Below are 25304 nucleotides of genomic sequence, written 5' to 3' on the forward strand. Positions count from 1 at the left end.
TACGAACCCATTGGTACAAAAGACTATAGCTCATACCATATTGACAGGCGACAGCCATCATTGACTGTCCGGCATTTACTTGTGAAACCAATTCAAGTTTCTCCTCTGGGGACCATGCCTTGTAATGTGCTTTGTGACACAATGCTTCCGGTCCGCCAGCCTGTTCGATACGATTCCAAGTACGAATCTTGTTACGAAAATTTGCTGTTTTAATTCCTTTAGGTGTTTTTACCCACTTACCTTGACGATAAAGTTCTACACACATCAGCTTAAATTCAGTCGTATAACGCAAAATGTACCCTCCTTACTGGGTGTCCAGTAAAGAGGGTACATTTCAAAATAATAAGTATCCGCGATTATTATTTTCACATTTTTTAGAATAGAGGCGGCCTAATCATGTCAAAATCCTTTCCGACTCCTTCCAAGACCTTTTTCATTCTCTTTTTTCTCCATTTGTTTCTTTCCTTGGTTCTTAGACTTACGGGTCAATTGGAACAGCGTATATTCAATGAAATCCTCATTTATGGTGCACTTGCCTATTCTATGATTGGATCCCAATGGAACTATGATCCAAGTTATCTCAAGACATCTTCAGTACTCTTCCTTTTATACCTTCTTTCCATATATACCCTTCAAGACTTCAGTAACAATGGGCTTTCTGCCTCTGAAGCAATCGAATGGGGTACAACCTTATTTGCCTTTTTTTCTTCATGGGGACTCTTATCCAATTCCATAAAACAGCCCCTTCTCCGCGTGTGCTGTCGCGCCATCTATTATGGCGGATTATGGCTGACGGCAAGCGTTCCGTTATTAGGGATTGGATATGGAATCGTAAGTGGAGGGCATGCCCTGTCGGCTGATCTCATATTGGCAGTTTTCCAGACAAATCCAGGAGAAGCACTGTCCTACCTGAAGGAACAGCCATTATTTCTCTGGGCACTTTCCTTACTTGGAATCTTTGCCATCAGTATACTCGTAATCAGCCTTTCGAGGAAAATGCTGAAAGCCGCACCGGTTCAAAAGCCATCCATCATTTTGATTCTAATGGCTTTACTCGCTCTGAATATGAAGTCTACCCTTCCCCGCATAAAAATCTTCTACCTAGCAAACACAATCACTTCAGCCCGGACCTCCCTGAAAGCCTACGAACAGTATAAAATCATGAAAGAAATCCGTCTGAACCGCTTGTCTGCGCTTCCCCCACTTTCCATAGATTCACAAGCCAGAGGAACCTATGTCCTTGTCATTGGAGAATCAGCATCCCGTGATCATATGCACGTATACGGATATGACCGACAAACCACGCCTTGGATGGATAAAATGGCGGGTTGTAAGGGAACAACCATTTTTTCCTATCCCTATGCCAATTACTGCCAAACCATCCTTTCCCTCACCTATGCCTTGAGCGAAAAAAATCAGTACAATCACATTCCCCTTGAAGAAGCTTATTCCATCATCGATCTTGCGAAAGCAGCTGGCTACGATACCTACTGGATCAGCAACCAGGCAGGATTTAGTGCTTCAGACACGCCCATTACCATCATTTCCTCCACCGCAGCACATCATACTTGGATCAATGGAAGAGGCGCATCCCCCAGTGATTCCACATACCTTGATGGAAAACTTATTACAGAACTTCCAGATAACGTAGACCGCCCCAGTTTCATTGTCATCCATCTAATGGGCAGTCATTCCCGGTATGCAGATCGTTATCCCAAGTCATACAGTCTCTTTTCGGGGAGAGGAAAATTTGTTGACGGCTATGACAATTCGGTTCGCTATGTCGACAGCGTCCTTCAAGGCATCTTTGAAAAAGTCCATAATTACTCCAATTTTCAAGGATTTCTTTACCTGCCTGACCATGGAGAAGATCCAGAATCAGGAAATGCCCATTCTCCTGATAAATTTACCTTTCAAATGGTTCGAATTCCCTTTCTGGTCTATCTTAGTCCTAAGGCAATTGTCAATCGTCCAGAAATCCAAAAAGAATTGCAAAAACACAAAGATCTTCCATGGACCAACGATCTAGCCTATAATTTGCTTATTTCCCTACTGGGAATCCAGAATGCCCCATACGAAGAAAGACAATTCGATCTTGCTTCCCCAACCTATCAGCTCAACTGGGAGAAAGTAAAAACGCAGCACGGAACCAAAAGTCTTTCCGAAAAAATAGATCCTCACTCCCGTTTTAAGTAAAGGAAATCCCCTTATTGTACAAACACCCGTACAATAAGGGGATTTCCTTCTCATAGGCTCAAATCTCGCCAGGAATGGGTTCTTATCGACAGATTCCTTTATTGAGTAGGCACTATGCAGTCCAATGGTAATACGCTTTATACCACTGGGCAAATTTCTTGAGTCCTTCTTCAATTGTCGTCGTCGGTTTAAAGCCAAAATCCTTTTCAAGGGCCGATACATCTGCAAAGGTCTGGTACACGTCACCGGGCTGCATAGGAAGGTATTCCTTTTGGGCCTCTTTTCCCAGTGCCTTTTCCAAGATCTCAATAAAAGTCATCAGCTTTACAGGCGTGCTGTTGCCAATATTATAGATTCGGTAAGGGTCCCCGCCAAAACCATCTTGGGGTGGATGGGGAAGCAGGTTTTCGATACCCGTCACAATATCATCTACATAGGTAAAGTCACGGTACATATCGCCATGGTTATAGATGGTAATGGGCTCATCTTTCATGATCTTATTGGCAAACTTGAAATAGGCCATATCAGGCCGGCCGAAAGGACCATAGACCGTAAAAAAACGCAGTCCTGTCGTAGGAACCCCATAAAGATGACTGTAGGTATAAGCCATAAGTTCATTGGATTTTTTGGTAGCTGCATAAAGACTGATCGGATGGTCGACCGGGTCTGTGACGCTAAAGGGGGTTTTTTCTTGATTGCCATAAACGGAGGAACTCGAAGCATAGACGAGATGGTTCACCGAATGATGACGGCAAGCTTCCAAGATTGTAAAAAAGCCCACGATATTGGAATCAATGTAGTCCCGAGGGTGATCAATGCTGTAGCGGACGCCGGCCTGAGCCGCAAGGTTCACGACAATTTTGGGGGACAGCTTCGTAAAGACCCCTTCCACGGCGTCCTTGTCACTGATATCCCCTTCTGTAAAGGAAAAACCAGGATAATAGGAAAGGCGCTTCAGGCGCTCCTTTTTCAAGGCCACCTCATAATAGGCATTGAGATTATCCATGCCATGAACGGCATAGCCCTTAGAAAGAAGCCGCAAAGCAAGGTGATACCCTATAAAGCCAGCTGCACCCGTAATGAATATCGGCACAGCTTCTATTTTGCAATCCATAGGAAACGCTCCTTTACTGACAAAATTGCCAAGAAAGATGGCTATATTTTTATTATAGTACAACTACCTAAAAAAAGCACCGTTTCCACAAACTGTCACCTAGCCTCAGGTTTTGGTAAAAACAATTCTTGAAAAATTTGACACACAGGCAAATACCTCACCAAATACACAAAAAGTGTTCGCTGTCTGGCTTGCCTGATTGAACACAAACTGTACAAAAACACGCCGCCAGTTTCTCAAAAGAAAATCCCATAGACCGCCATAAGACTGGTCAAATGGGATTTACCGATTCTATTTCAAGCAGAGGGAATAAATATCTTCCCGTCGATTTTGGAGGGTAAAGGTCTCCTTTCGCACCTTCGACACAAGGTCAAGGTCGATGGGTGCGTAAATAACGCCTGTTTCCGTCCCGTCTGCTTCGGCAAGGACCTTTCCCCGCGGATCGACGATCAGGGAGTGACCATAGGCCGTAAAGCGAGGCTTCTTTCCCACTTGGTTCGGTGCAATGACGTAGCATTCATTTTCAATGGCCCGGGCCCGAACAAGGACTTCCCAATGGGCGCGGCCCGTTGCTTCCGTAAAGTTCGCAGGAAGCACCAGAATCTGTGCGCCCCGAAGGGCCATAAGACGGAAGAGCTCTCCAAACCGCAGGTCATAGCAGATGCCAAAGCCCAAAGTGCCGACACCAGCCGTCTTCACCGTCACGATTTCATGGCCCGGTGCTACATGACTTGATTCACGGCTTGTCACCCCTGAATCAAGGACCACATCAAAGGGATGGAGCTTGCTGTATTTTCCGAGGAATGCCCCATCAGGGCCTAGAAGAAAGGTCGTATTATAGGGGCGGGCCGGATCGTTTTCATTTCTTTCGTAAAGACTCCCACCCTCGATATAGACGCCATATTTTCGGGCAAGGGTGCTCAAATAGGTTGCCGTTTTCCCACCAGGAACCGCTTCTGAAAGGGCCGCATAATCGCGGCCCAAATAGGCCATGGTCTCGGGAAGGGCGATAAGCTTGGCGCCTTTTTTGGCCGCTTCTCCAATGAAATCAGCCACGACAGAAAGATTCTGATCCTGATTGGATGTGGTATCCATTTGAATGGCAGCAACAAGAAACGTTGTCATATAAAAACCTCCTTGGGTCTTACTTTGCCCTTCGGGAAATCAAAAAGCATCCTTTTAATATCGCGTAATAAGCCATTCCCTTTACATAATCCCGGAAGCTTTCTTTTCTGCGATACTTTGCCCATTCCTTGAAATCATGATAGTTTTCTGGTTTAAGGATGGGCAAAATAGCCGTCAAGGTCTCCCACGGAGAGGCCGCATTATAGGACCGCCACTGAGCATCATAATCGGACAGGACCATCTGCCATGGTTTGCGCCGCCCTGTCCAATGAATGATTGTCCCTTTTTGCTGGGGGTCATCTTCACCACCGCCAAATTCATTGTAAATAGACGGCAAAAAAGCATTTGTCCCATCAAAGACAATGTTGAGGATATCCTGGCTTTGACCCAAAAAACGTTCTTTTGGTTCCTTCTGTAGGGAAAAGGCCTTTTCCGTAATGTTTTGTTTCTGCCACTCTGGGATATTCACCATCATGACTCCGTCATTAAAGTAACGGCCATTATTAAGATGAAGATAGTCACCACGGCGCTTGGCATCGGGCATCCGTTCTGAAACAGCCCCCATAGCTTTTCCCGTAAGGTCCCAATGATAGAGCTCGTCAAGGGGCCGGATGACCATAGTATCGGCATCAAGATAGAGAAAATGGTCCGTTTCTGCAGCAAGGATGAGGGGCATCACAATCCTTCCATAAGTAATCCGGGAAAAACGCTCCACTTTGACATGAAAATCAGCAAAGGGCTCCATATGAAGGGTATAGAGCTTGATGACGCAGCCATAGCGGTCAGCCAGCTGCTCCATCTTTTGGGCATTTTCCTTGCTGTACCCATCAGTAAAGATGTGAAACATCACCGCACGATGGGCATTATTTTCAAGGACACTGACAAGGCTTGCGCCCATGATCTGAAAATAGCCGTCATTGACGTTATAGGCAACGTGCAAGGGCGCTTTGTCCGTCTTTTCCGCGTTTTTTGAAAAGGTCTCCACCCCTTTTAGGAAACGGGCGGGGACAAAGTAACCGTCTTCAAACGTTTTCATAGGGATTCAAGCATCTCCTTCACAGTCTCTTGGACCATAGATAAGGTCACACTTTCTTCGCAAAGGTTCTTTGGACATTTCTTGGGTCCGATGCAAACATGCTTTCCCGAACAGGGAACATGACCGCTGACAGCCCAAGTTCGTTCCCCACATCCCTGATAGATCTCAGGGGAGTTAAAGGTAAAAATTGTCAGGACGGGACACCCTGCCGCGGCGGCAATATGGGTTGTGCCCGTATCGAGGGTAATGGCGCAGTCGGCCCGTCTCATAAGCGCCACCAAAGCGGGAAAGGTCGTTTTTCCCAGGGTATCGATGATGCTTTCGGGATGCTTCATCCGGTTTTTGATGGCGTCCATCTTAGGACGATGCGCTTCAATGCCCGTTATGATGACGGACGCATCATAGCTCGTGATGAGCCAGTCAGCAAGGGCGGCGAATTTTTCAGCCCGCCAGTCCTTTGCCTTTGCGGTCGTCTCCACGCAAAAAAGCACCTTTGGTCCCTTGGCAGAACATCCAGCAAGCAGGGCATCAGCGGCGGCAAGATCCTTTGAGGCTGATGGGACAAGGGCAGGAGGAATGAATTCCTGTGATTCATCACCAAAATAATCCCGCATGAGACGCTGATAGCTTTCTCCCATGCGGTGATTTTTATAATCCCAAGACGCTCGATAAGAAAGGTCCTGGGTATAAAACCACTTTTCCCAACCCAGTTCCCAGCCTAAGGCACGCTCCATACTGAGCCGAAGGGGAATGCGAGCAATCCATTTCATGAGGGTAACCCGCTCCCTAGGATCGAGGGAAATCCCCAAATCATAGCCCTCTTGGGACAACTTTTTCCCCATTCGGATTACATCCAAGGCCCCTCCGCCGCTTTGATAGGTATAAGGAATAACACGATCGACACCACAGATCAAAGAGGCAGGCAGAGCGACGGAATCTTTCACCAAGTAGTGGATTTCACTATGAGGATACTGTTCCTTGAGAACGGGAATCACAGACGCTGCTGTAATGACATCACCCAGATGCATGATACCGTCAAGAAAAATCTTTTTTATTCTATTACGTGGCTTAGTGTCTATATTCATCATAATATAACTCTTGTAAGTGCCGTACTACACGCTTCAATTGGAGTATAATTTTTTGCGATGGACTATTTTGATTGTATAAGGCCTTTACATTTCCATCTTTAATTTTTTTGGAAATTGACAACTATCGTCATAACGTTTTTCCATTTGATCAATTATAGAATTAGAAGACATAGTAGGATTGAGTTCAACGTAATTGAAATCTGTACTATATAATTTTATGTATCCCAGTTGTTGATAAATGGCCCAAGCATCATATTCTATTCTTACAGGAATTAATGCCTTCACCAGATTCTCAGCAGCCTTTCGATTGATAATATACCCGCATGCCATTGTACCTGCTAGCATATGAAGAACATGATGATTACCACCTAATGGGTACACAACTTTTCCTTTGCCATTATTTCTTCTTAGGAGCAAGACGCTAGGTTCTATCTGAGAATTCATAAACGATTCAATTCTCGGATAAGCATCTAAAAATTCATTAGATAGATGAATATCATCTTCAAAAATAGTCCAATAAGGTGCATTCGTTGATAAAAAATCTTTGCACACCTTTAAATGGGATAAAACGCACCCAACTTCTCCAATAGTAAGAAGACCGTTATCCCCGCGGCATTCCTTTAACTGGGTTTCATTGAGTTCATTTCCCATAATGGCTTCAAAAAAGTTTGGTTCAATTCCAAGGTCATGAAAATTGCGGGAAACACTCTCGCTTCTTTCTGCCGCTTTTGCTGCATTGATAATGGAATGATTAAAAATCATAACGTCTTCTCCTCCTTATTGCCTAAGGAAGTTTCCAATCGTAAGCAGCATCCTGTCATGAAAAGAAGGGTCTTTACAGCAGCAGACATACCCAGCGTGTAATCAAACATCCCCACTGTGCAAAATCCTATCCAAGCACAAAATCCTGCAAACGCATAGGGATTTTCCACATGACGAAAAAGATAAAAGGAGGAAAGGATCCAGGAAGCAAGTCCCATAAGGCCGACAAGACCGCTGTCCACGGCCGTTTGGACATAAATGTTATGAAAATGATGCAAGCCCTGCGTATCAGCCTTGGTGCGGTAATGGGCCAGATAGGCCTTCCCCCCTTGGAGGATGCCAAAACCAAAGACCGGTTTATCCTGAATCATGACAGCCGCTTTCTTCCATGCTTCGATTCGGTCTCCATTGGACCGATCGGTCGTTACATTCGAAATAGAAAAAAACCGTTGGGAAAGGGCGGGACTTGCGGCAATCACGGCAAAAGAGCAGCTTAATGCCAAAAGGACCGCGACAATCCTTGAATTTCGTTCCCGCAAACTCTCTGCGGTCACAAGAATCACAGATACGAAAATGCCCACCCAAGAGCTTCTTGTGCCGCTGCCAATGGCGCCTAGGACAATGAGAACGGCTGCCACTAGAAGCCCATTCCTGTGGGAAATCTTTTCCGCCTTTTGCAGCCAAAGGATAATGCTTGCAGGAAAAACGGTAGCAACAATACTAGCATGACGCAGCCACCCATCCCCCAAGCCATGGGCACGGTCAGCTCCCGTAATGAGCCGTTCACCAAAAGTACAGAGTCCATCAAAGGCAATAAAAGCAATGAAACAGAGAAGCGCCTTTTTGATGGCTTTTTCATCGACATCGAGAAAGAGCAGCATAGGAAGGACAACAATGCGGCCCACTATGGAATTGAGATATTTCCCAAAGGAAAAACTCACATCAGGGCTCAAAAGGGCCGACGGCAACAGGGTCAGGGCAAAAAAGGCATAGGCCCAAAAATAGTGCTTTACGTGCGGCGCCAAATGAAAGGTTTCCCCGCGGCGCCTGCGCTCGATAACATCAACGAGAAACAGTACAATGGCAAGACCATAGAAAATATTCCCCACCGCAATGGACATGCGCTGCGTGCACATGGCAAGGGTCAGCGCTGTAAGCGAGTACCCACTTAACTTCTTTTTCATCATCATACTCCTCTTGATTCAAATTCCTTTCGTTGGGAGCGATTTTCGCGTTAGGTTGTCGCCTTATTTTTTCCCCAGAAGCCGTGTCCAGATTTTTCCCAAACGAATCCGCATTTCCTGACGCCACAGGGATTTCCCCGTCATATCCCCGGGCTGTGGCATGGGTGCGTCGCAAAAAGCCGTCTTTTTGAGGACGTCGTAATAGGCACGGTTAAAATGCTCCGATATCTGAAATTCCCACGGTTTATAGCGCCCTGCCCAGTGGATGACGGCCGGGTTTTGCAGGGCCTCGATTGCTTCAAGCCGCAAAGCCCCTTTTTTGAGGACCTTTAGGGGCATGCCAAAAACAGGAGGAATGACATTCCAGCGAAGGGGCAAAATAGACCAATTCCCCATAAAGACTTTATTGAGCCCATCTTGGTCGTGATGGCGGTAGGCATGGCTCGTGACGCATTGCAGGACCTTCTCCCCATAGCCTTCTTTCCGAAAGGCAGCAAGATCCATGATCATAACGCCCGAATTAAAATAAGGAGCGCCCAAGGGCAGGCCTAAAGATTCCGCTTTTTGGCGGCGCATCCTTGATGAAGCCATGATACCAAAATCCTTGACGGCACCAATAGGATGACCGTCAAGAGGAAAGTCCCACAGCTTTGCCACATCATCCTTTACCACAAGATCCGTATCAAAATAAAGGGCCTTTGCAACCGCTAAGGGCAAAAGTTTTGCAATAAGAAGGCGAAGGTAAGCCGCCTTATGGATATGACCGCTTGTGTAGGCATCTACGGCAATGCCCTTTGTATCAATAAAAGTCACAAGACCTTTGAGGTCCTTGATGGTGCGCTCCACCATCTCTTTTTTTACACCGGTGATTCCATCATCAAAGAGATAAAAATGAAGGGGCCTGGAATCTGTATGGCAAAGCAGCATAGAAGCTGCTGCAACGGCTGCGTGCTGGGCATAGCGATCATCACAAGCAAGGACAATGGCAATTTCGTCCATAATCTACTCTCCTGTCGTCTGACACTTCACATACTCCTTATCATACAATGGAAATGGCAGGAGCACAAGGGAGGCGGCAGGAATTCCTGCCGCCTCCCTTGTGCATTCGACGGTTATCTTCCTAAAATAGACTTATACCGCCGTTTATTCGATTGACCTAATCGCATTGCCATTTTTGATTCTCCAAATGGCAATGGTCCGGGCCGCTTCGATTTCTGCCTTGAATTCCTTATCTTTGAGGTCCTTTTCTTCGCCGATTTGTCCATTCTCAATATAAAGGCGATGGTTGAAGGCTCGCCGGGAATCAAAAAGGGAGGGAAGCAGGGATTCATAGGTCTCTCCTTGGGGCAGGATGAGTTCTGCCAAGGTCGGCGCAATCTGGAGATGGCTGCCGGCGGCGTCTTTGGCAAAGAGGTCCGTAGGAATGCCAGCGCCATAGAAGAAGCAGGGAATGCCGCTTTTTTCCCATAAGGAAACATCGTTGCTGAAATTGAAGCGCTCCGCGTGATCGCCTGTAACGACAAAAAGGGTGGATGGGTCATAGGCTTCGGCGGCTTTGATGAATTTTCCCATCACGTCGTCGGCATACCAGATATGGCCCAGCTGGTCCAAAGTCTTCTTGTCCTTGGGAATGGCAGGTCCCCGCTTTTTAGCTACACGGTCCCGGGAAAATCCCTTGCTGTCCACATCAAAAGCAAAGGGCGGATGGTTGCTCGTTGTAAGGATGAAGTAAAAGGTATCTTCCTCATCTTTTTGCATGGCCTTCAGCACTTCCTCAAAGAAGGGGCCGTCGGCAATCCCCCAGGAAGAGCTTTCTCCAAGGCCGGAGAATTCGTCGGCACAGTGGAATTCATCAAAGCCTTCGCGGCGCGTAAATTTTTCAATATCCTGCCAGCTGCGCAGGCCGCCATACCAGAACTGGGTCCGGTAGCCCATCTTCTTCATGACGGCGCCGATGCCGAGGCCGTCGACGGGATCCCCGTTCTTTCCCATGATATAGTTGACGTAAAGGCCAACATCGGGAAGGCCTGTAACGAATCCATTGAGGCTCGTCATGGTCCCCGTACTGTTTGCGAGGAACTGGTACGTATGGGCCCCGTGCGCTTCAAGGAATTTCCCCGTTGAGGCAAGGTTCATATCCTCATAGGAAGGCAAAAGGGGCCAGAGGGCATAGTTTTCCCCTAAGATGACCACGACATGGCGGGGCCGCTTGACGCGGGCTGCCGTCTTTTTGGTGCGCGTAAAGGCTTCATCGATGGTCGCCGCGTTCCCATTGCCGCCAAGAAGCCAAATGGCCGCCCGCACTTCCTCCACCGTAAGGGGGCGCAGAACTTTTTCCGTCGCCCGTTTATGGGTGGCATAGGCGCGGTACAGGGCCTGTCCATCATCGAGGATGGCTTCATTGAGGAGTTTCGATTTGGTGCGGGCTGCGCTTTCCCAGTGGATTCCATCATCGGAATGAAAGCCGCCGCCAAAGCGGCAGAAGATGGCAAAAATAGGGATGAAAAGCAGCGCACCAGCAAAAAGGGCCTTGACGCGGCGCTGAGGCGCAATGCCCTTTCGTTCCTGCAGCCGATGCCAAAGATGGATGACAAGGGCCGATAGAAGGAGGACACCCACAAGGCGCGGGAAAAGCTGATATTCTTTTACGGCTGTATCCCAAATGGCATGCATATCATCTTTCATGCCGTTAAAGAGCATGATGTTGTATGTTTCCTGGAAAATGGCATAGTAGGGAATGCGCGCCACAAAAAGAAAGGTCATGACAAAGAGGGAAAGGCCTGTAAGGAGGGTCCTCACGGCTTTTTCCGGATAGCGGGAAGAGAAGCTTCCCGGTACGGTTGCCAAAAGAAAAGGAAGCCCCACAAGAAGGACCGTCGTCTTAAGACTGATGCGAAAGCCAAGATAAAGGGCATAGAGGATTTCTGAAGCGGAAACCGCATTCAGCTGGCTGCGGAAAAGAACGAGAAAAGCCACTCGGAAAAGCATGAGGAGCCCTTCCAAATAGAGAAAATATCGCAGATCTTTTTGCAAAAGGGTAAGAAAACGGTGCATATCGTTCCTTTCAAAAATAAAGAAAAAATCCCGCAGTCACAAACTGCGGGATGAGCGTTTCATTGGAGCGGAAAACGAGATTCGAACTCGCGACCCCCACCTTGGCAAGGTGATGCTCTACCACTGAGCTACTTCCGCAACGAAGAGAATTATACCAGATGGCAGCGGTTCCGTCAAGGATGTTTTTACTGCGGCACGGCTTTAGTAGCACTTACTCCATCCACAGTTCTTACAGGTATTGCAGCCTCCTTCAAAGACAAGGGGTTCCCCGCATTGAGGGCAAAAAATATCTTCCGCCCGTACTTTTTTGGTGACGGCTTTTTTCACTTCTTTGGTGGGAATCTGAGGGGCAGTTTTGCCTGTCAGTTCCTGCTGTACTTCGTTATACATATCAAGGAGCGCATTACCAACCGCCAAGGGACAGCATGACCCACGGCTTGTATCCCCTCTTGTGATCCGCCGCACGGCATAACTGGGGCAGTTGCCCGTGGAATTGAGCTGATCAATGATGGTATAGATATCAATACCAGCACGGGCCGCAATGGAAATCATCCGGGACAAACCAATCATGAAATTGTTGCAGCCGCCGGTGGATCCTTTGCTCAAGTAGGTTTCCAGAAGGGCTCCTGTTTCTGGATCAAAAAAGGCCATGCAGTGCAAACTGCCGCAGCCAGTGATCAGTTTTCGTTTCTTGCCGATGACATGGTCATCAATGGCAACGATTTCTCCGCGGGCAAGGCCTTCCCCTGCAATGGGGGCCTCTTTTTTATGATCTTCCACATGCGTCGTGAGGATACCGGCACGCTTGCAGCCATCACGGAAAATGGTGACACCCTTGCAGCCGCTTTCATAGGCAAGCAGGTAAAGATGTTCCGTATCTTCAACAGTAAAGCTGTTGGGGACATTGACAGTTGAACTGATTGAAGCGTCAATATGCTGCTGGAAAGCGGCCTGCATGGCGATACGATCCTCATAGGGAAGGGTCATAGCCGTGACGAAATAAGAAGGCAGCTGGGAGTCATCCTTGAGATCATGCTGCTTCATATAGCGTTCCACAATGGGCGTATAGACCTTGTAATAGACATCGGCCGCATGAAGGGATTCTGTTTTACGCTCATAATAGTTTGCATAAATCGGCTCAATGCCGCCGGAAATACCCAGCATCGTTGAAAGGGTTCCCGTCGGCGCAATGGTCAGAAGCTGGGAATTGCGAAGGCCATATGATTTCACAAGCTGTACGGTTTCTTCCGTCGTATTGGCTTTGAAATAAGGGGTTTCCATCACTTCTTCTGCGCAAAACTGCTCATAAGAGCCGCGCTCTTTGGCAAGAAGGGCAGAAGAAGCAATGGCCGTATCTGCCATAGTAAAGCCCAAGGTATGACAAAAATCAACCGCTTCCTTACTGCCGTAGGTCAGGCCCATTTTAAGGAGCATATCACCAAGGCCCATAATGCCAAGGCCAATCTGGCGCCATTTGGCAACACTTTCCCGCTGTTCTTCCAAGGGATGGAGCGGGAGCCCCTCTTCAAGTACATCATTCAAGGCTCGGACAGCCACATGGATTGCTTGCTTGAATCCTTCCTGATCAAAAGAAGCCTCTTCCGTGAATGGGTCCTTGACAAATTCCGCAAGGTTCATGCTGCCAAGAAGACAGGAACCGCCTGCTGGAAGGGGTTCTTCCGCACAGGGATTGACACCGGCAAACTGGAAGGATTTAGTGTTGGACAATAGGTTCCAGCTTGTAATCCGGTCCCAGAAGAGCGCACCCGGTTCCGCGTAATCCCAGTTCGTCTCCGCAAGAAGATGGAAGACCTCCGCCGCATCTACCAAGGACTCGATGGTCTCGCCCGTTTCTTTGCGCGTATAATGAAGGCGGAACTTGCGGTTTTCTTTCACGGCCTCCATGAAGTCGCCACTGATCCGAACGGAAATATTGGCTTTTGTCACTTTATCCAGGTCTGTCTTCAATTTAATGAAGTCAACAACATCAGGATGGGAACAATCAATGGAAATCATGAGGGCTCCACGGCGCCCATTTTGCCCAATCAGCTCTGTTACAAGGGAATAAAGGGTCATGAAGGAAATGGAACCGCTCGTCTGCTTGGCCGCGTTGTTGATATGGGCTCCTTTAGGGCTCAATTTTGATATATCAATGCCACAGCCCCCACCGTAACTATAGGTCCGAGCCAGTTTCCCTGCCCTGTCAAAGATGCTCTCAATGCTGTCTTCCGGCGGTTCTACCACATAACAATTGGAAAGGGTAATCTTCTTTCCCTTGTTTTCAAGGCCTCGGTTAGCCAGGATGCGTCCTCCAAAGAGGAATTTTTGTTCCTTGATCAATTCCCGGACTTGCTCATCACCGCCGCTTACCCTGTCCAGCCAGGCATCAAAAGTTTCACTGTCATCGCGGTACTTGTTTTGCCAAATATCAAGACCCAGCTGATTATCTGCGCCAAGCCATTCCTGAACTTCCATAATCGTCTCCCCTTTTCAATATCTTGTTGTTCGGTTTTCAATTACTCACTATATATAGTGTTTTTTTATTTATACGGTATTTATCGTAGCAGGAAGTCCAGCTCCCGTCAAGAAAGCATTTTCCAAAACCTTGTCAAGATGGATTGGACCATTTTTTCTCATTTTGGTTAGCCGGTAAATACCTCCGTTCTTCCTTTCTTGTAAGATGATCAATGAAAGAAATCGCCTGCAGCACAAGAATAAAGCCCTGCAGGCATATAGTTTTTGGGAAAGGGAAAACCGTGCCATGAAGCATCATCCTTCACAGCACGGTTTCATTCAAATAAGAATCAGAACTCACCCAGCACGATTTCGCACAGATTTTGGGCGTGATCGGAAACACGTTTCATATTAAGCAAGAGTTCCAGCATGACAAACCCCGTTTCCGGCGTACAAACGCCACGATTAAGTCGGTCCACATGGGAGCGGCGCATGGCTTTTTCCTTTTTCCGGACTTCATGGGAACGGGCAAGTGCCGTCTTGGCAAGATTTACATCATTATCTTCCAGGGCCTGAAGGGCATCCGCCGTGGTCCGTATGACCATGTCCCCGATTTCCTTCATCTCTTCCGCAGCTTCCGGAGAAAATGAAATTCCGTCTTCATTCATGGACTTGACTCGCTTGGCAATGGTTTCGGCATGATCTCCAATACGCTCCAAATCCATGCAGCAGTGAAGCAGACCTGTATGGATATTGGTCAGTTCCACGCTGAGGTTCTTTTCCGACATCTTTGTCAAATAGACCGTAATGGCTTCTTCCAAGTTGTCAATGACCGGTTCATGTTCCTTAATATACTTGACCTTTTTGGAATCATACTGATTGATACAGCTGAAAGCCCGTTTGGTATTGCCCAAGGCAAGGCTTCCCATACGGCTCACTTCTTTTCTTGCAAGGCTTAAAGCAATGGCCGGTGTATCGAGCATGCTTTCATTGAGGAACTTGGGCTGGTAGGAGATCTCGCCATTTTTATTGGGCATGATCTTTTCAATGAGTTTCGTGAACTGTCCCGCAAAAGGCAGGAAAAGAATGGTATTTACAACGTTAAATACTGTATGGGCGTTTGCAATCTGTCGGGAGATATTTCCCGCTGGAGAAATCTTCAAGACCAAAGCCAAAAACTGGCTCAATAAAGCAATGGCGATGATACTCCCGATTAAATTGAAGAGCACATGGGAAAGGGCCACACGTTTTGCATTGATGTTGGCCTGCAGGGTTGCCAAAACGGCGGTAATACACGTCCCGATGTTATCCCCCAGCAAGACAGGGACAGCCCCTTCCAGCGGGATAAGACCTTGACCGGCCATGGCCATCAGGATACCGACCGTTGCTGAAGAGGACTGGATGACAACTGTCATACATAGACCAACCAAAAGGCCCAGGATGGGGTGTGTGGAGAAGCGGCCGATAAATTCCACAACGGCCGTATTATGACGCAGGGGAGCCACGGAATTGCTCATCATCGCCATCCCTAACATGAGGATACCAAACCCCATGAGTACTTGGCCAATATCTTTCATTTGTCGTTTCTTTGCCACTGTACGGATCAAAAAGCCGATGGCAAGGAGCAAAGTGATATAATCTGTCAGCTTGAACGCAATGAGCTGAGCCGTAATGGTTGTCCCAATATTGGCCCCCATGACAATCCCAAAGGCTTGCTGCAGGTTCATGAGACCTGCGTTGACAAGCCCCACGGTCATGACCGTTGTTGCGCTCGAAGACTGTAAAATGCTTGTGACGCCGGCACCTAAGGCAACACCATAAATCGTGCGCTTCGTCAGTGCCCCTAAAATCCGCTGGAGCTTACTGCCGGCAGCAGCCTGCAGGCCGTCGCCCATGAGCTGCATACCGTAAAGAAAGAGCGAAATCCCACCAAGGAACAAGAAAAATTGAAGCAAGGTAATCTCCCCCGTTAACATAGATCATACTGGATGCGGTCTACCATTTCATTACAAATTATTTACTTGTCTATTACATGATTTTACCACAACTTTTTCCATCAAGCTATGGGAACTGACCTGATTCCTCCTATTTTTACGCGGATTTTACACGTCCTAATGGCAGCAAAAAAAAAGTACGTTTCATCAAATAGTCATATATTTTTCATGAAATAAAATTATCGTTCGAAATATATCGAACATTATTTGCTATCTCTAAATTATCATTTTTAAGCTTAAATTTGGTTCCAAAAATCTTTTTTATTTTTTTCTCTGTTTAAGTCTATTATTAAAAGACTTTTGTGTTTATATAAAAGATTTTACTTTGGATTGTATTTCTTTTGTATTTCTGTCATATCCTTGCTTTTTTCTATGATTACAAAAAGGATGAGCTCGTTATCAGAAATCAGATCAATGCCTTGATTCTTCCCATTAAAACTAGGAAAAAATAGATTCTTACTACCAATATTAATTCTTAATTAAAGTTTTTTTTGCTTAAAAGGCTTCTTTTTATCCACCTAACGTCCCATTTTTATGACGGGAATCCCTGATTCAGTTTCTGTTTTGCACATTGTATGCAAACTCCACTATACAAAAACAGTCTCATATGTTACATAACAACTATGCTGTCTTATTCTTGACTTTTTGTAACATAAAGGTTACACTATTCATAACGAACAAGGCACGGAAAGACTTTTTCTATTGTTCGGTGTTTTCGTTGGTCTGTTTTTTTATTACACTGTATGGATGGAGGAGAGAACGATGAAAGCAAAAAAAATGGTAGCGGCATTCCTCGCAATGGCAGCAGCAACCGCTCTGATTGCTGGCTGCGGCGGCGGTGACAAAAAGGAAAGCAGCGGCGGTGAAAAGAAATTCATCAACATCGCAACAGGCGGTACGTCTGGGACCTATTATCCTTTGGGCGGGGCCTTGGCTGATATCCTTAACAAAAATGTCAAAGGCGCCAATGCTTCGGCTCAATCCACAGGCGCTTCCGTCGCAAACGTCAATCTCTTAAAAGAAGGCAAGGTTGATATCGGCTTTATCCAAAACGATATTTCCTACTATGCCGTAAATGGCGTTGAAATGTTCAAGGATAAAGCAGTAAAGAATCTTAAAGGCCTTGCCACCCTTTATCCGGAAACAATCCAGATTGTAACGACAAAAAAGACGGGCATCAAGACATTTGCTGATATCAAGGGCAAACGCGTCGCTGTTGGGGCTGCTGGCTCCGGGACGGAAGCCAACGCCCGTCAGATCCTCGAAGCAGCCGGAATCACCTACGATGACATCAAGGTCCAGTACCTTTCCTTTGGGGAAGCCGCTTCTGCCTTGAAGGACGGCAATGTGGATGTTGCTTTTGTAACAGCCGGATTCCCTACGGCAGCAATCCAGGACCTTGCTACCCAGCATGAAGTCGTGCTCCTGCCCGTTGATTCTGCCATGGCTGATGCCTTGATCAAAAAATATCCGTACTACACCAAGATCAAGATTCCTGCCAAGACTTACAATAATGTAGACACTGACGTAGAAGCTGTTGCGGTCAAGTGCATGCTCGTTGTTACAGATAAGATGAGCGATGAACTGGGCTACGATATTGTGAAAGCTCTTTATTCCAATCTTGACCGGATGAAAGCAGCTCACAACGTTGCAAAACTCATCACCAAGGAAACGGCCAAGGAAGGCATGTCCATTCCTCTGAACAAAGGTGCTGAAAAGTTCTTTAATGAAAAATAAGTAAAAAGCGGCGATCTCATATGGCAAATTGCACAGACCGGACACCACCCTCCAGTGGGGTTCGGTCTTTTTTTAAAAAACCCCTGTTTTTCATTATTTTGATTCTCCTTCTTGCAGGAGTCTCCTTCTCATGGTACGCAACAAGGCTCATCCTCGTCCTGAAACCTTCTGACGGTGCAGCGCCTGTAGTCTTTTCCGTCAACGAAGGAGACGAATGGGTTTACCATTATAAGCATTCGGTCCAACAGACCCCCTGCTATGAATACTTCCGGATCAATGGGCCCCATAACATGACCATGACCCACACCATCTATGAATCTTATGGAGTTGGCCTTCCCTATAGTCTCACGGACGGCGCCTTCAAACCATTAAAAAAAGAGGGTAAATTTGAGATGATCATGAACCGGCCCTATGAAAAGATTGCCTTTCGGGCGGCCAGCGAGGCCCGCCCCAGCGTCACCTATGGAAACAGGACCATTGATCTTGTGAATCAATTTGGTCAAGGCACACGCGTTGATGTGCTCAGCATGAAACGATATACTTTCTGGTTCATGGAATCATGAACTGGAGAAAGGAAGTGGCTCTCACTATGACAGAAGAAAAGAAACAGACAGCGCCCCAAGAAATGTCTGCGGAAGAAGTCATGAAAAAATATGATAAGGAATCAGACAAGAGAAACCCCGTAGGTGCCTGGCACTATATCATTTCCGGCATTTGCATCCTCTTTGCCTGTTTCCAGCTGTATACTGCAATCTTTGGGGTGCTTGACGCCCATCTGCAGCGCACCATCCATTTGATGTTTGGCTTGACGCTGATTTTTCTCCTTTACCCAGGACGCAAATCCTGGTCCCGTTCTTCCATGAATCCCATTGATGTCATTTGTGCCCTTCTAGGGATTGGCACCACAGGCTATCTGCTCCTGAACTACCAGGAACTGGTCCTGCGTGCGGGTCTCAATACCCAGACAGATATCATCGTGGGCATCATTGGTGTCCTCATGGTCTTTGAAGCAACACGCCGCACAGTCGGCTGGCCGATGCTGACCGTTGCGCTCATCTTTGTAGCCTATGCCTTCCTCGGCCCTTATATGCCGGGGATTCTCGCCCACCGCGGCGTTGGCTTTGACGAACTTGTCAGTCACCTCTTCTTTACGACAGAAGGCATCTTCGGTGTACCCATGGGGGTATCGTCCACTTTTATCTACCTCTTCATCCTCTTTGGTGCTTATCTTGATGCCACGGGCCTTGGCAAGTTCTTCATAGATATGGCCAATGCCCTTGCAGGCTGGGCCATTGGCGGCCCGGCTAAAGTTGCCGTTCTGTCAAGCGGTCTGATGGGGACAGTTTCCGGTTCGTCTGTAGCAAACGTTGCTGGTACCGGATCTTTTACGATTCCCATGATGAAAAAACTGGGCTATCGTCCTTCCTTTGCCGGAGCAGTTGAAGCGGCGGCCTCCACAGGCGGTCAGCTTATGCCGCCGGTCATGGGTGCTGCGGCCTTCTTGATGGCAGAATTTGTTGGTGTCCCTTACATCGAAGTTGTTAAAGCGGCCGTCATTCCGGCCCTTCTCTACTACACAGGGATTTGGCTGAGCGTCCATTATGAAGCCAAGAAATACGGCCTTAAAGGAACGCCTCGCGACCAGCTTCCAAAATTTGGCCCCTTACTCCGGGAAAAAGGTCATCTGGCGGTTCCCCTGATTGTCATCGTTTACCTGCTTGTATCAGGCTATACTCCGATGCGTGCTGCCCTTTATGCCATTGGCCTGACGATTGTCTGTGCCTGCATGAGAAAGAATACGCGCATTACCTTTGCACAGTTTATAAATGGCCTGGTTGAAGGGTCCCAATCCGTACTGGGTGTCCTCATTGCCTGCGCTTCGGCAGGCATCATCATCGGCGTCGTCACAAAGACCGGCGTCGGCCTAAAACTTGCTACGGCTCTGCTTGACCTTGCTCAAGGCAAGATGATTCCGGCCATGTTCTTTACGATGATTACCTCCCTGATCCTCGGCATGGGCGTTCCGACGACGGCAAACTACGTCATCACCTCGACAATTGCAGCCCCAGCCCTCGTTCAGATGAAGGTTCCGGTTCTTGCGGCCCATATGTTTGCCTTCTACTTTGGGATCGTCGCAGACGTTACGCCGCCAGTTGCCTTAGCTGCTTATGCCGGATCCGGGATTGCTGGCTCCAACCCCATGAAAACAGGCGTTACGGCAGCAAAACTGGCCATTGCCGCCTTCGTCGTGCCCTACATTTTCGTATTGGCACCGCAGCTCCTCATGATCAATGCCACGGTACCCATGATCCTGATGGCCATGGTCACAGCTATTATCGGCATGTGGGGCCTGTCACTGGCCATGATTGGATTCTGCCAGCATCCCCTGACCGCACTGCAGCGTATCGCCTTCTTTATTGGCGGCCTGTGCCTCATCATTCCTGGCAGTATGACCGATATCGCCGGCATCGGCATCCTCGTCCTCTGCTATCTCTGGCAGAAAAAGAATCCGGGTGGCCCGCTGCCAAATGTAGGAGACTGATTTGCGTACTGTCGAAAAGGAATGCTATGGATCATAGTTTTCCTCGTTCGCTTCTCTTCTTACGGGAAACACCCCTTACCCATTGCCGCGGGTAAGGGGTGTTTTCTCTTTGGAAAGGTTGGAGGAGTCGGCGCACAAATCGCGCCGATACTCCAAAAAAGCGTGCCACCATTGCTCAATTTCTCATTTTTATGATGCAATGGTAGCATGACGATTCGTAGTTTGTTTCGTTTCTGATTGGGGGATACCTTACGCCTGGGCGCTTTCCCTCCTAACCTCGTGTCGTCACCTCCAGCGCCCAGCTTATCAGGCAAGAAGCTTTTATCAGCCTATGGACCTAGACGCAGCCATCTGCGTTGTCGCCCACGACCTCAATCGCCTCGACATACACAAACCGTATGCCGTCGTCGATGAGGCCGGGTGCTCCTAGCATCTGACTACGTCTAGGCCATATTTGAAAAAAGCAAATGGGACAAAAAAATTGTGAGGGAAAAGACCGTAAGGCCGGCGCCAAACTGTCTCCCTTCGGTCGTGGGCGCCGAATTAATTTCGCCCTCAAACAGGTTTCTCGGACTTCCGCTATCGCTCCAAAAGCGTCCTTCGAAACTTCGGGCGAATGGTCCTCACTACCGTTCGTAAGGAAACGTCGCTGCGCTCCTCATCCACCACCGAAAGGGCATGCTATCATGCGATTTACAATCCTACTAAGAAAAAATGTTTGCAACACCTTCTTACACGAAAACGGTTCCTTTACTTCTGCAGCCGCAATGGATTTATACTTGTGCGGCTGTAAGGGTTAATCCGACTCGCGCTCCGCCTTTGTCGCGCTCCCTGGATAAGCGCCCTGTCACGATCTCTCGCTTTGCTCTTTCCAAGGCGCAAAGGGAGCTCGCGAATCGATCGGCGATGCGCTTACCACCCTGGTGGGGCGGATCGATTTTGGAGAAATCGAGTTCTAAGGGAAAAGACCGGAAGGCAAAAGACCAGAAGCCAAAAGATTGGAAGGCTAAAGCCCTATGGAAATAGACCACCGGACGGTGTCACAGAAGCCGATAGAAGCGCATTTCTGCACCAGACATACCATCATCATAGAGAAACAGCAAAAGGGAATCCCCATCCAAACAAGGTTTGGATGGGGATTCCCTTTTTTTCTAAAAAAAGACCGCCGCAAATGCGACGGTCTTTTGAAGACTCAATTATTCAGCGTCCAGCTTTTCATAGCCAGCGCGGCGTTCTTGAGCATCTTTCTTCGTCTTAGCGAAGAGTTCTTCAGCCTGATCCGGGAAGGCTTTAGCCAGGGATGCATAACGAACTTCGCCCTTCAGGAAGTTTTCGAATTCATCGAAGTTCGGAGCCTTGCTGTCGAGGAAGAAGGACTTCTGTCCCTGTTCCTTCAGTTCAGGATTATAACGGTAGTTGCACCAGTAACCGCAATCAACGGCTGCCTTTGCTTCGAGCTGGGAGTGACCCATGCCACGTTTGATACCGTGGTTGATGCACGGAGCGTAAGCAATGATGAGGGAAGGACCATGGTAAGCTTCAGCTTCCTTGATTGCCTTCAGGGCCTGGTTCTTATCAGCACCCATGTTGATTTGAGCAACATAGACATAACCGTAGCTCATAGCCATCATGCCGAGATCCTTTTTCTTGGTTCTCTTACCGCTGGCAGCGAACTTAGCAACAGCAGCTTCCGGCGTGGACTTGGAGGACTGGCCGCCCGTGTTGGAGTAAACTTCGGTATCGAAGACAAGAACGTTGACATCATCGCCGGAAGCGAGGACGTGATCCAATCCGCCGTAACCGATATCGTAAGCCCAGCCGTCACCACCAAAGATCCACTGGGAACGTTTAACGAAGAACTGTTTGTCGTTGTAGATGGCTTCGAGTTTGTCGTTACCGCTCTTTTCAGCTTGGAGCAGAGCTTCGAGCTTTTCAGCGCGTTCACGGCTGCCTTCGCCAACTTCAGCGTTAGCAATCCAGTCTTCCATAGCAGCTTTCAGGTCAGCGCTGACGGAATCCTTAACGGCTTCCATTTCCTGAGCCAGGCGTTCACGAACGGCTTTGACACCGAGATACATACCCAGACCATATTCAGCATTGTCTTCGAACAGGGAGTTAGCCCAGGCAGGACCATGACCCTTATGGTTCTTGGTGTACGGCATGGAAGGAGCGGAAGCACCCCAAATGGAGGAGCAGCCCGTAGCGTTAGCAATCATCATGCGGTCACCATAGAGCTGGGTTACCAGTTTAGCATACGGAGTTTCGCCGCAGCCTGCGCAGGCACCGGAGAACTCAAGCAGCGGCTGTTCGAACTGGCTGCCCTTAACGGTGTATTTATTCATCGGGTTGGTCTTTGCAGAGACCTTCTTGATGCCATATTCCCAAGCATCTTTCAGATGTTCCTGGGTAGCAAACGGCATCATGACAAGGGCTTTTTCCTTAGCCGGGCAAGCGTCTACGCAGTTGCCGCAGCCTTGGCAGTCCATGGGGGAAACCATCATGCGGAAGTGCAGGTCCTTAGCGCCAACAGCCGGTTTAGTCGTAAATTCTGCAGGAGCAGCCTTTACTTCTTCGTCGTTCAGGAGAACAGGACGGATAGCAGCGTGCGGGCAGACATAAGAGCACTGGTTGCACTGAATGCAGTTTTCAATCTTCCATTCAGGAACATTGATTGCAATGCCGCGTTTTTCATAAGCAGCCGTACCAGCAGGGAACGTACCATCAACCTGGCCCATGAGTTTGCTGACAGGCAGGTCATGGCCTTCCTGTTTGTTCATGGGAACCATGACATCGTCAACCCAAGCGTTGCCCGTCTTCGGATAGAGTTCCGTATCAGCCGCATTTGCCCAAGCAGCAGGAACTTCAACCTTATGGATGGCATTGACGCCCTGGTCAACAGCAGCGTTGTTCATGTCAACAACCTTCTGGCCTTTCTTGCCATAGCTGGTGACGATGGATTCCTTCAGGTACTTCACAGCATCTTCAACAGGGATGATACCGGTCAGTTTGAAGAAAGCAGCCTGCATGATCATGTTGATACGACCGCCAAGGCCGATGCTTTCAGCAATCTTAACAGCATCAATGGTGTAGAAGTTGATCTTATGTTCAACAAGATAACGTTTCAGCTGTCCTGGAAGTTCCTTATCCAGTTCTGCATCGGTCCAAGGGCTGTTCAGGAGGAACGTGCCGCCATCTTTCAGGCCAGCCATGACATTGTAGCGATGAACATAAGAAGAGTTATGAACAGCTACATAGTCAGCCGTGTTGATAAGGAACGGCATATGGATCGGAGTATGACCGAAACGCAGGTGGGACACGGTAATACCGCCGGACTTCTTGGAGTCATAAGCGAAGTAGCCCTGTGCGTACATATCGGTCTTATCGCCGATGATTTTGATAGCGCTCTTGTTGGCGCCAACCGTACCATCGCTGCCGAGGCCCCAGAACATGCAGCTCGTGGTGCCTTTCGGGGTGATGTCGAATACTTTTTCCTTCGTGAGGGAGGTGTTCGTTACATCATCAACGATACCAACGGTGAAGTGGTTTTTCGGTTCAGCCTTCTTGAGGTTGTCGAAGACAGCCAGGGCATCGCCAGGATAGAATTCCTTGCTGCCGAGGCCGTAACGGCCGCCAACAATCAGGGGTTTGTCAGCCATGTTGTAGTATACATCACGGACATCGAGGTACAGCGGTTCGCCGTTTGCGCCAGCTTCCTTCGTACGGTCAAGAACAGCAATTCTCTTGACAGTCTTCGGCATAGCAGCCAGGAAGTGTTTAGCAGAGAACGGACGATAGAGGTGAACGTTCAGGACACCGACTTTTTCGCCTTGTTCGCAAAGGATCTTGGCAACTTCTTCAGCAGTCTGAGCACCGCTGCCCATCATAACAACGACATTTTCTGCATCAGCAGCGCCGGTGTAGTTGAAGAGTTTATAATCACGGCCAGTCAGCTTGCTGATTTTTTCCATGTATTCTTCAACGATTTCAGGCAGGGCATCATAGTATTTGTTGACAGCTTCGCGAGTCTGGAAGTAGATATCCGGGTTCTGAGCCGTACCGCGGGTAACAGGGTTATCCGGATTCAGGGCATGTTTGCGGAATTTATCCAGTGCTTCGTAGTCAATCAGTTTAGCAAGGTCATCATAGTCCAAAAGTTCAATCTTCTGGATTTCGTGGGAAGTACGGAACCCATCGAAGAAGTTCAGGAAAGGAACATGACCTTTAATAGCAGCCAGATGGGCAACAGCGGTCAGGTCCATGACTTCCTGTACGCCGGATTCAGCAAGAAGTGCAAAACCGGTCTGGCGGCAAGCCATAACGTCAGCATGGTCGCCGAAGATGTTCAGGGAGCTGGTAGCCAGTGCACGAGCAGCGACGTTGAAAACTGCAGGAAGCAGTTCACCAGCGATCTTATACATGTTCGGAATCATCAGGAGCAGACCCTGGGATGCGGTATAGGTGGTGGTCAGTGCACCAGCGGCAAGGGAGCCGTGTACAGCACCGGAAGCACCAGCTTCGGACTGCATTTCCATGATCTTGACAGGACGACCAAAGATGTTCTTCTTTCCATGGGAAGCCCATTCATCGCTGACTTCAGCCATCGGAGAAGACGGAGTGATCGGGTAGATTGCGGCAACATCACTGAACGCATAGGAAGTATACGCAGCGGCGGTGTTACCATCCATGGTCTTAAATTTTTTTGCCATTGTTCAAAGCCCCTCTTTCTTAGAAAAGTGACTGATCTGGGATGAACGATATCATTCCATTCAGTCTCTCTAATCTCCTGTATTATATAACAAATTTAATATAATCACAAATAAATTTTTCTCCAATTTCCCTACAATTTACTTGATAATGGGAAATGTATAATTATCTGAAAAATAAGACGTATCATCGGATGGGATAATGCTACAGCCCGTTATCAGAAGCATTGAATCAAGTCCGTATTTTTTCTCTCATTTATTTGTTTTCGCCGTCTTGAGCCATAAGAAAACCCCTTTTCGTTTCCGTTGCATCCA

At 48.0% G+C, this 25304-nt stretch carries 16 protein-coding genes and 1 tRNA gene; 4 read left to right on the plus strand and 13 right to left on the minus strand.

Going from position 1 to position 25304, the window contains the following annotated elements; all coding sequences use genetic code 11:
• Window positions 1-292, minus strand: a 292-nt coding sequence (locus H503_RS0108025; protein WP_026385588.1) for a transposase, incomplete at its 3' end; no start/stop codon positions are given.
• Window positions 293-1161: 869 nt separating this feature from the next.
• On the opposite strand from H503_RS0108025, the gene H503_RS13030 reads away from it, so the two are divergent.
• Complete coding sequence (locus H503_RS13030; RefSeq protein WP_259779305.1) at window positions 1162-2196, plus strand: phosphoethanolamine transferase; 1035 nt, start codon at window positions 1162-1164, stop codon at window positions 2194-2196.
• Between the two features lie 112 nt (window positions 2197-2308).
• On the opposite strand, the gene H503_RS0108035 is transcribed toward H503_RS13030, so the two are convergent.
• The 11 genes from H503_RS0108035 to H503_RS0108090 form a co-directional block, all read right to left on the minus strand.
• Complete coding sequence (locus tag H503_RS0108035) at window positions 2309-3310, minus strand: NAD-dependent epimerase/dehydratase family protein (RefSeq protein ID WP_009015640.1); 1002 nt, start codon at window positions 3308-3310, stop codon at window positions 2309-2311.
• A 291-nt stretch (window positions 3311-3601) separates the two neighbouring features.
• On the minus strand, window positions 3602-4435 hold the full coding sequence (locus H503_RS0108040) for a carbon-nitrogen hydrolase family protein (protein ID WP_009015641.1): 834 nt from the start codon (window positions 4433-4435) through the stop codon (window positions 3602-3604).
• A gap of 19 nt (window positions 4436-4454) precedes the next feature.
• Window positions 4455-5471, minus strand: a complete 1017-nt coding sequence (locus H503_RS0108045) for a glycosyltransferase family 8 protein (protein WP_009015642.1) — start codon at window positions 5469-5471, stop codon at window positions 4455-4457.
• Window positions 5468-6559 (minus strand): glycosyltransferase family 9 protein, encoded by a 1092-nt coding sequence (locus tag H503_RS0108050; RefSeq protein ID WP_009015643.1) that lies wholly within the window; start codon window positions 6557-6559, stop codon window positions 5468-5470. Before H503_RS0108050 ends, H503_RS0108045 begins: the two co-directional genes overlap by 4 nt.
• An 84-nt stretch (window positions 6560-6643) precedes the next feature.
• Entirely contained in the window at window positions 6644-7321 is a 678-nt protein-coding gene (locus H503_RS0108055) for a glycosyltransferase family 25 protein (protein WP_016459761.1), read from the minus strand.
• Entirely contained in the window at window positions 7318-8505 is a 1188-nt protein-coding gene (locus H503_RS0108060; RefSeq protein WP_016459762.1) for an O-antigen ligase family protein, read from the minus strand. The genes H503_RS0108055 and H503_RS0108060 overlap by 4 nt, the downstream gene beginning before the upstream one ends.
• Before the next feature lie 63 nt (window positions 8506-8568).
• Window positions 8569-9504 carry a glycosyltransferase family 8 protein gene (locus H503_RS0108065; protein ID WP_009015116.1) on the minus strand — a complete coding sequence of 312 codons (936 nt, stop codon included), beginning with the start codon at window positions 9502-9504 and terminating at the stop codon, window positions 8569-8571.
• A 144-nt stretch (window positions 9505-9648) separates the two neighbouring features.
• Window positions 9649-11493, minus strand: coding sequence for an LTA synthase family protein (locus H503_RS0108070; RefSeq protein WP_226828490.1), 1845 nt, complete (start codon window positions 11491-11493; stop codon window positions 9649-9651).
• Window positions 11494-11622: 129 nt separating this feature from the next.
• Window positions 11623-11697, minus strand: a tRNA-Gly gene (locus H503_RS0108075).
• 63 nt (window positions 11698-11760) lie between these two features.
• Complete coding sequence (locus H503_RS0108080) at window positions 11761-14034, minus strand: adenosylcobalamin-dependent ribonucleoside-diphosphate reductase (RefSeq protein WP_009015118.1); 2274 nt, start codon at window positions 14032-14034, stop codon at window positions 11761-11763.
• 329 nt (window positions 14035-14363) lie between these two features.
• Window positions 14364-15968, minus strand: coding sequence for a Na/Pi cotransporter family protein (locus H503_RS0108090; RefSeq protein WP_021736854.1), 1605 nt, complete (start codon window positions 15966-15968; stop codon window positions 14364-14366).
• 801 nt (window positions 15969-16769) lie between these two features.
• Between H503_RS0108090 and H503_RS0108095 the strand changes: the two genes are divergently transcribed.
• Genes H503_RS0108095 through H503_RS0108105 form a run of 3 tightly spaced genes read left to right on the plus strand, consistent with a single transcriptional unit; the run spans window position 16770 to window position 20286 of the window.
• A complete protein-coding gene (locus H503_RS0108095) occupies window positions 16770-17744 on the plus strand; it encodes a TAXI family TRAP transporter solute-binding subunit (protein WP_009015120.1) in 975 nt (324 codons plus the stop codon).
• A gap of 20 nt (window positions 17745-17764) precedes the next feature.
• The gene (locus tag H503_RS0108100) at window positions 17765-18307 is read left to right on the plus strand and encodes a DUF1850 domain-containing protein (protein ID WP_016459763.1); all 543 of its coding nucleotides are present in this window, start codon (window positions 17765-17767) and stop codon (window positions 18305-18307) included.
• A gap of 26 nt (window positions 18308-18333) precedes the next feature.
• A complete protein-coding gene (locus tag H503_RS0108105; RefSeq protein ID WP_021736852.1) occupies window positions 18334-20286 on the plus strand; it encodes a TRAP transporter permease in 1953 nt (650 codons plus the stop codon).
• Between the two features lie 1196 nt (window positions 20287-21482).
• Here H503_RS0108105 and nifJ read toward each other — a convergent pair.
• Window positions 21483-24992, minus strand: a complete 3510-nt coding sequence (nifJ, locus tag H503_RS0108115; protein ID WP_009015122.1) for a pyruvate:ferredoxin (flavodoxin) oxidoreductase — start codon at window positions 24990-24992, stop codon at window positions 21483-21485.
• Window positions 24993-25304: the final 312 nt, after the last annotated feature.

Origin of the sequence: Acidaminococcus intestini DSM 21505, from assembly GCF_000425045.1 — a bacterium.
Taxonomy (GTDB): domain Bacteria; phylum Bacillota; class Negativicutes; order Acidaminococcales; family Acidaminococcaceae; genus Acidaminococcus; species Acidaminococcus intestini.

What these genes read in the sequence shown, in the direction of transcription:
- H503_RS0108050 (WP_009015643.1), bottom strand. Translation starts at nt 6,559, where the DNA reads ATGATGAATATAGACACTAAGCCACGTAATAGAATAAAAAAGATTTTT.
- H503_RS0108035 (WP_009015640.1), bottom strand. Translation starts at nt 3,310, where the DNA reads ATGGATTGCAAAATAGAAGCTGTGCCGATATTCATTACGGGTGCAGCT.
- H503_RS0108105 (WP_021736852.1), top strand. Translation starts at nt 18,334, where the DNA reads ATGACAGAAGAAAAGAAACAGACAGCGCCCCAAGAAATGTCTGCGGAA.
- H503_RS0108100 (WP_016459763.1), top strand. Translation starts at nt 17,765, where the DNA reads ATGGCAAATTGCACAGACCGGACACCACCCTCCAGTGGGGTTCGGTCT.
- H503_RS0108060 (WP_016459762.1), bottom strand. Translation starts at nt 8,505, where the DNA reads ATGAAAAAGAAGTTAAGTGGGTACTCGCTTACAGCGCTGACCCTTGCC.
- H503_RS0108045 (WP_009015642.1), bottom strand. Translation starts at nt 5,471, where the DNA reads ATGAAAACGTTTGAAGACGGTTACTTTGTCCCCGCCCGTTTCCTAAAA.
- H503_RS0108095 (WP_009015120.1), top strand. Translation starts at nt 16,770, where the DNA reads ATGAAAGCAAAAAAAATGGTAGCGGCATTCCTCGCAATGGCAGCAGCA.
- H503_RS0108040 (WP_009015641.1), bottom strand. Translation starts at nt 4,435, where the DNA reads ATGACAACGTTTCTTGTTGCTGCCATTCAAATGGATACCACATCCAAT.
- H503_RS0108055 (WP_016459761.1), bottom strand. Translation starts at nt 7,321, where the DNA reads ATGATTTTTAATCATTCCATTATCAATGCAGCAAAAGCGGCAGAAAGA.
- H503_RS13030 (WP_259779305.1), top strand. Translation starts at nt 1,162, where the DNA reads ATGAAAGAAATCCGTCTGAACCGCTTGTCTGCGCTTCCCCCACTTTCC.
- H503_RS0108080 (WP_009015118.1), bottom strand. Translation starts at nt 14,034, where the DNA reads ATGGAAGTTCAGGAATGGCTTGGCGCAGATAATCAGCTGGGTCTTGAT.
- nifJ (WP_009015122.1), bottom strand. Translation starts at nt 24,992, where the DNA reads ATGGCAAAAAAATTTAAGACCATGGATGGTAACACCGCCGCTGCGTAT.
- H503_RS0108065 (WP_009015116.1), bottom strand. Translation starts at nt 9,504, where the DNA reads ATGGACGAAATTGCCATTGTCCTTGCTTGTGATGATCGCTATGCCCAG.
- H503_RS0108070 (WP_226828490.1), bottom strand. Translation starts at nt 11,493, where the DNA reads ATGCTTTTCCGAGTGGCTTTTCTCGTTCTTTTCCGCAGCCAGCTGAAT.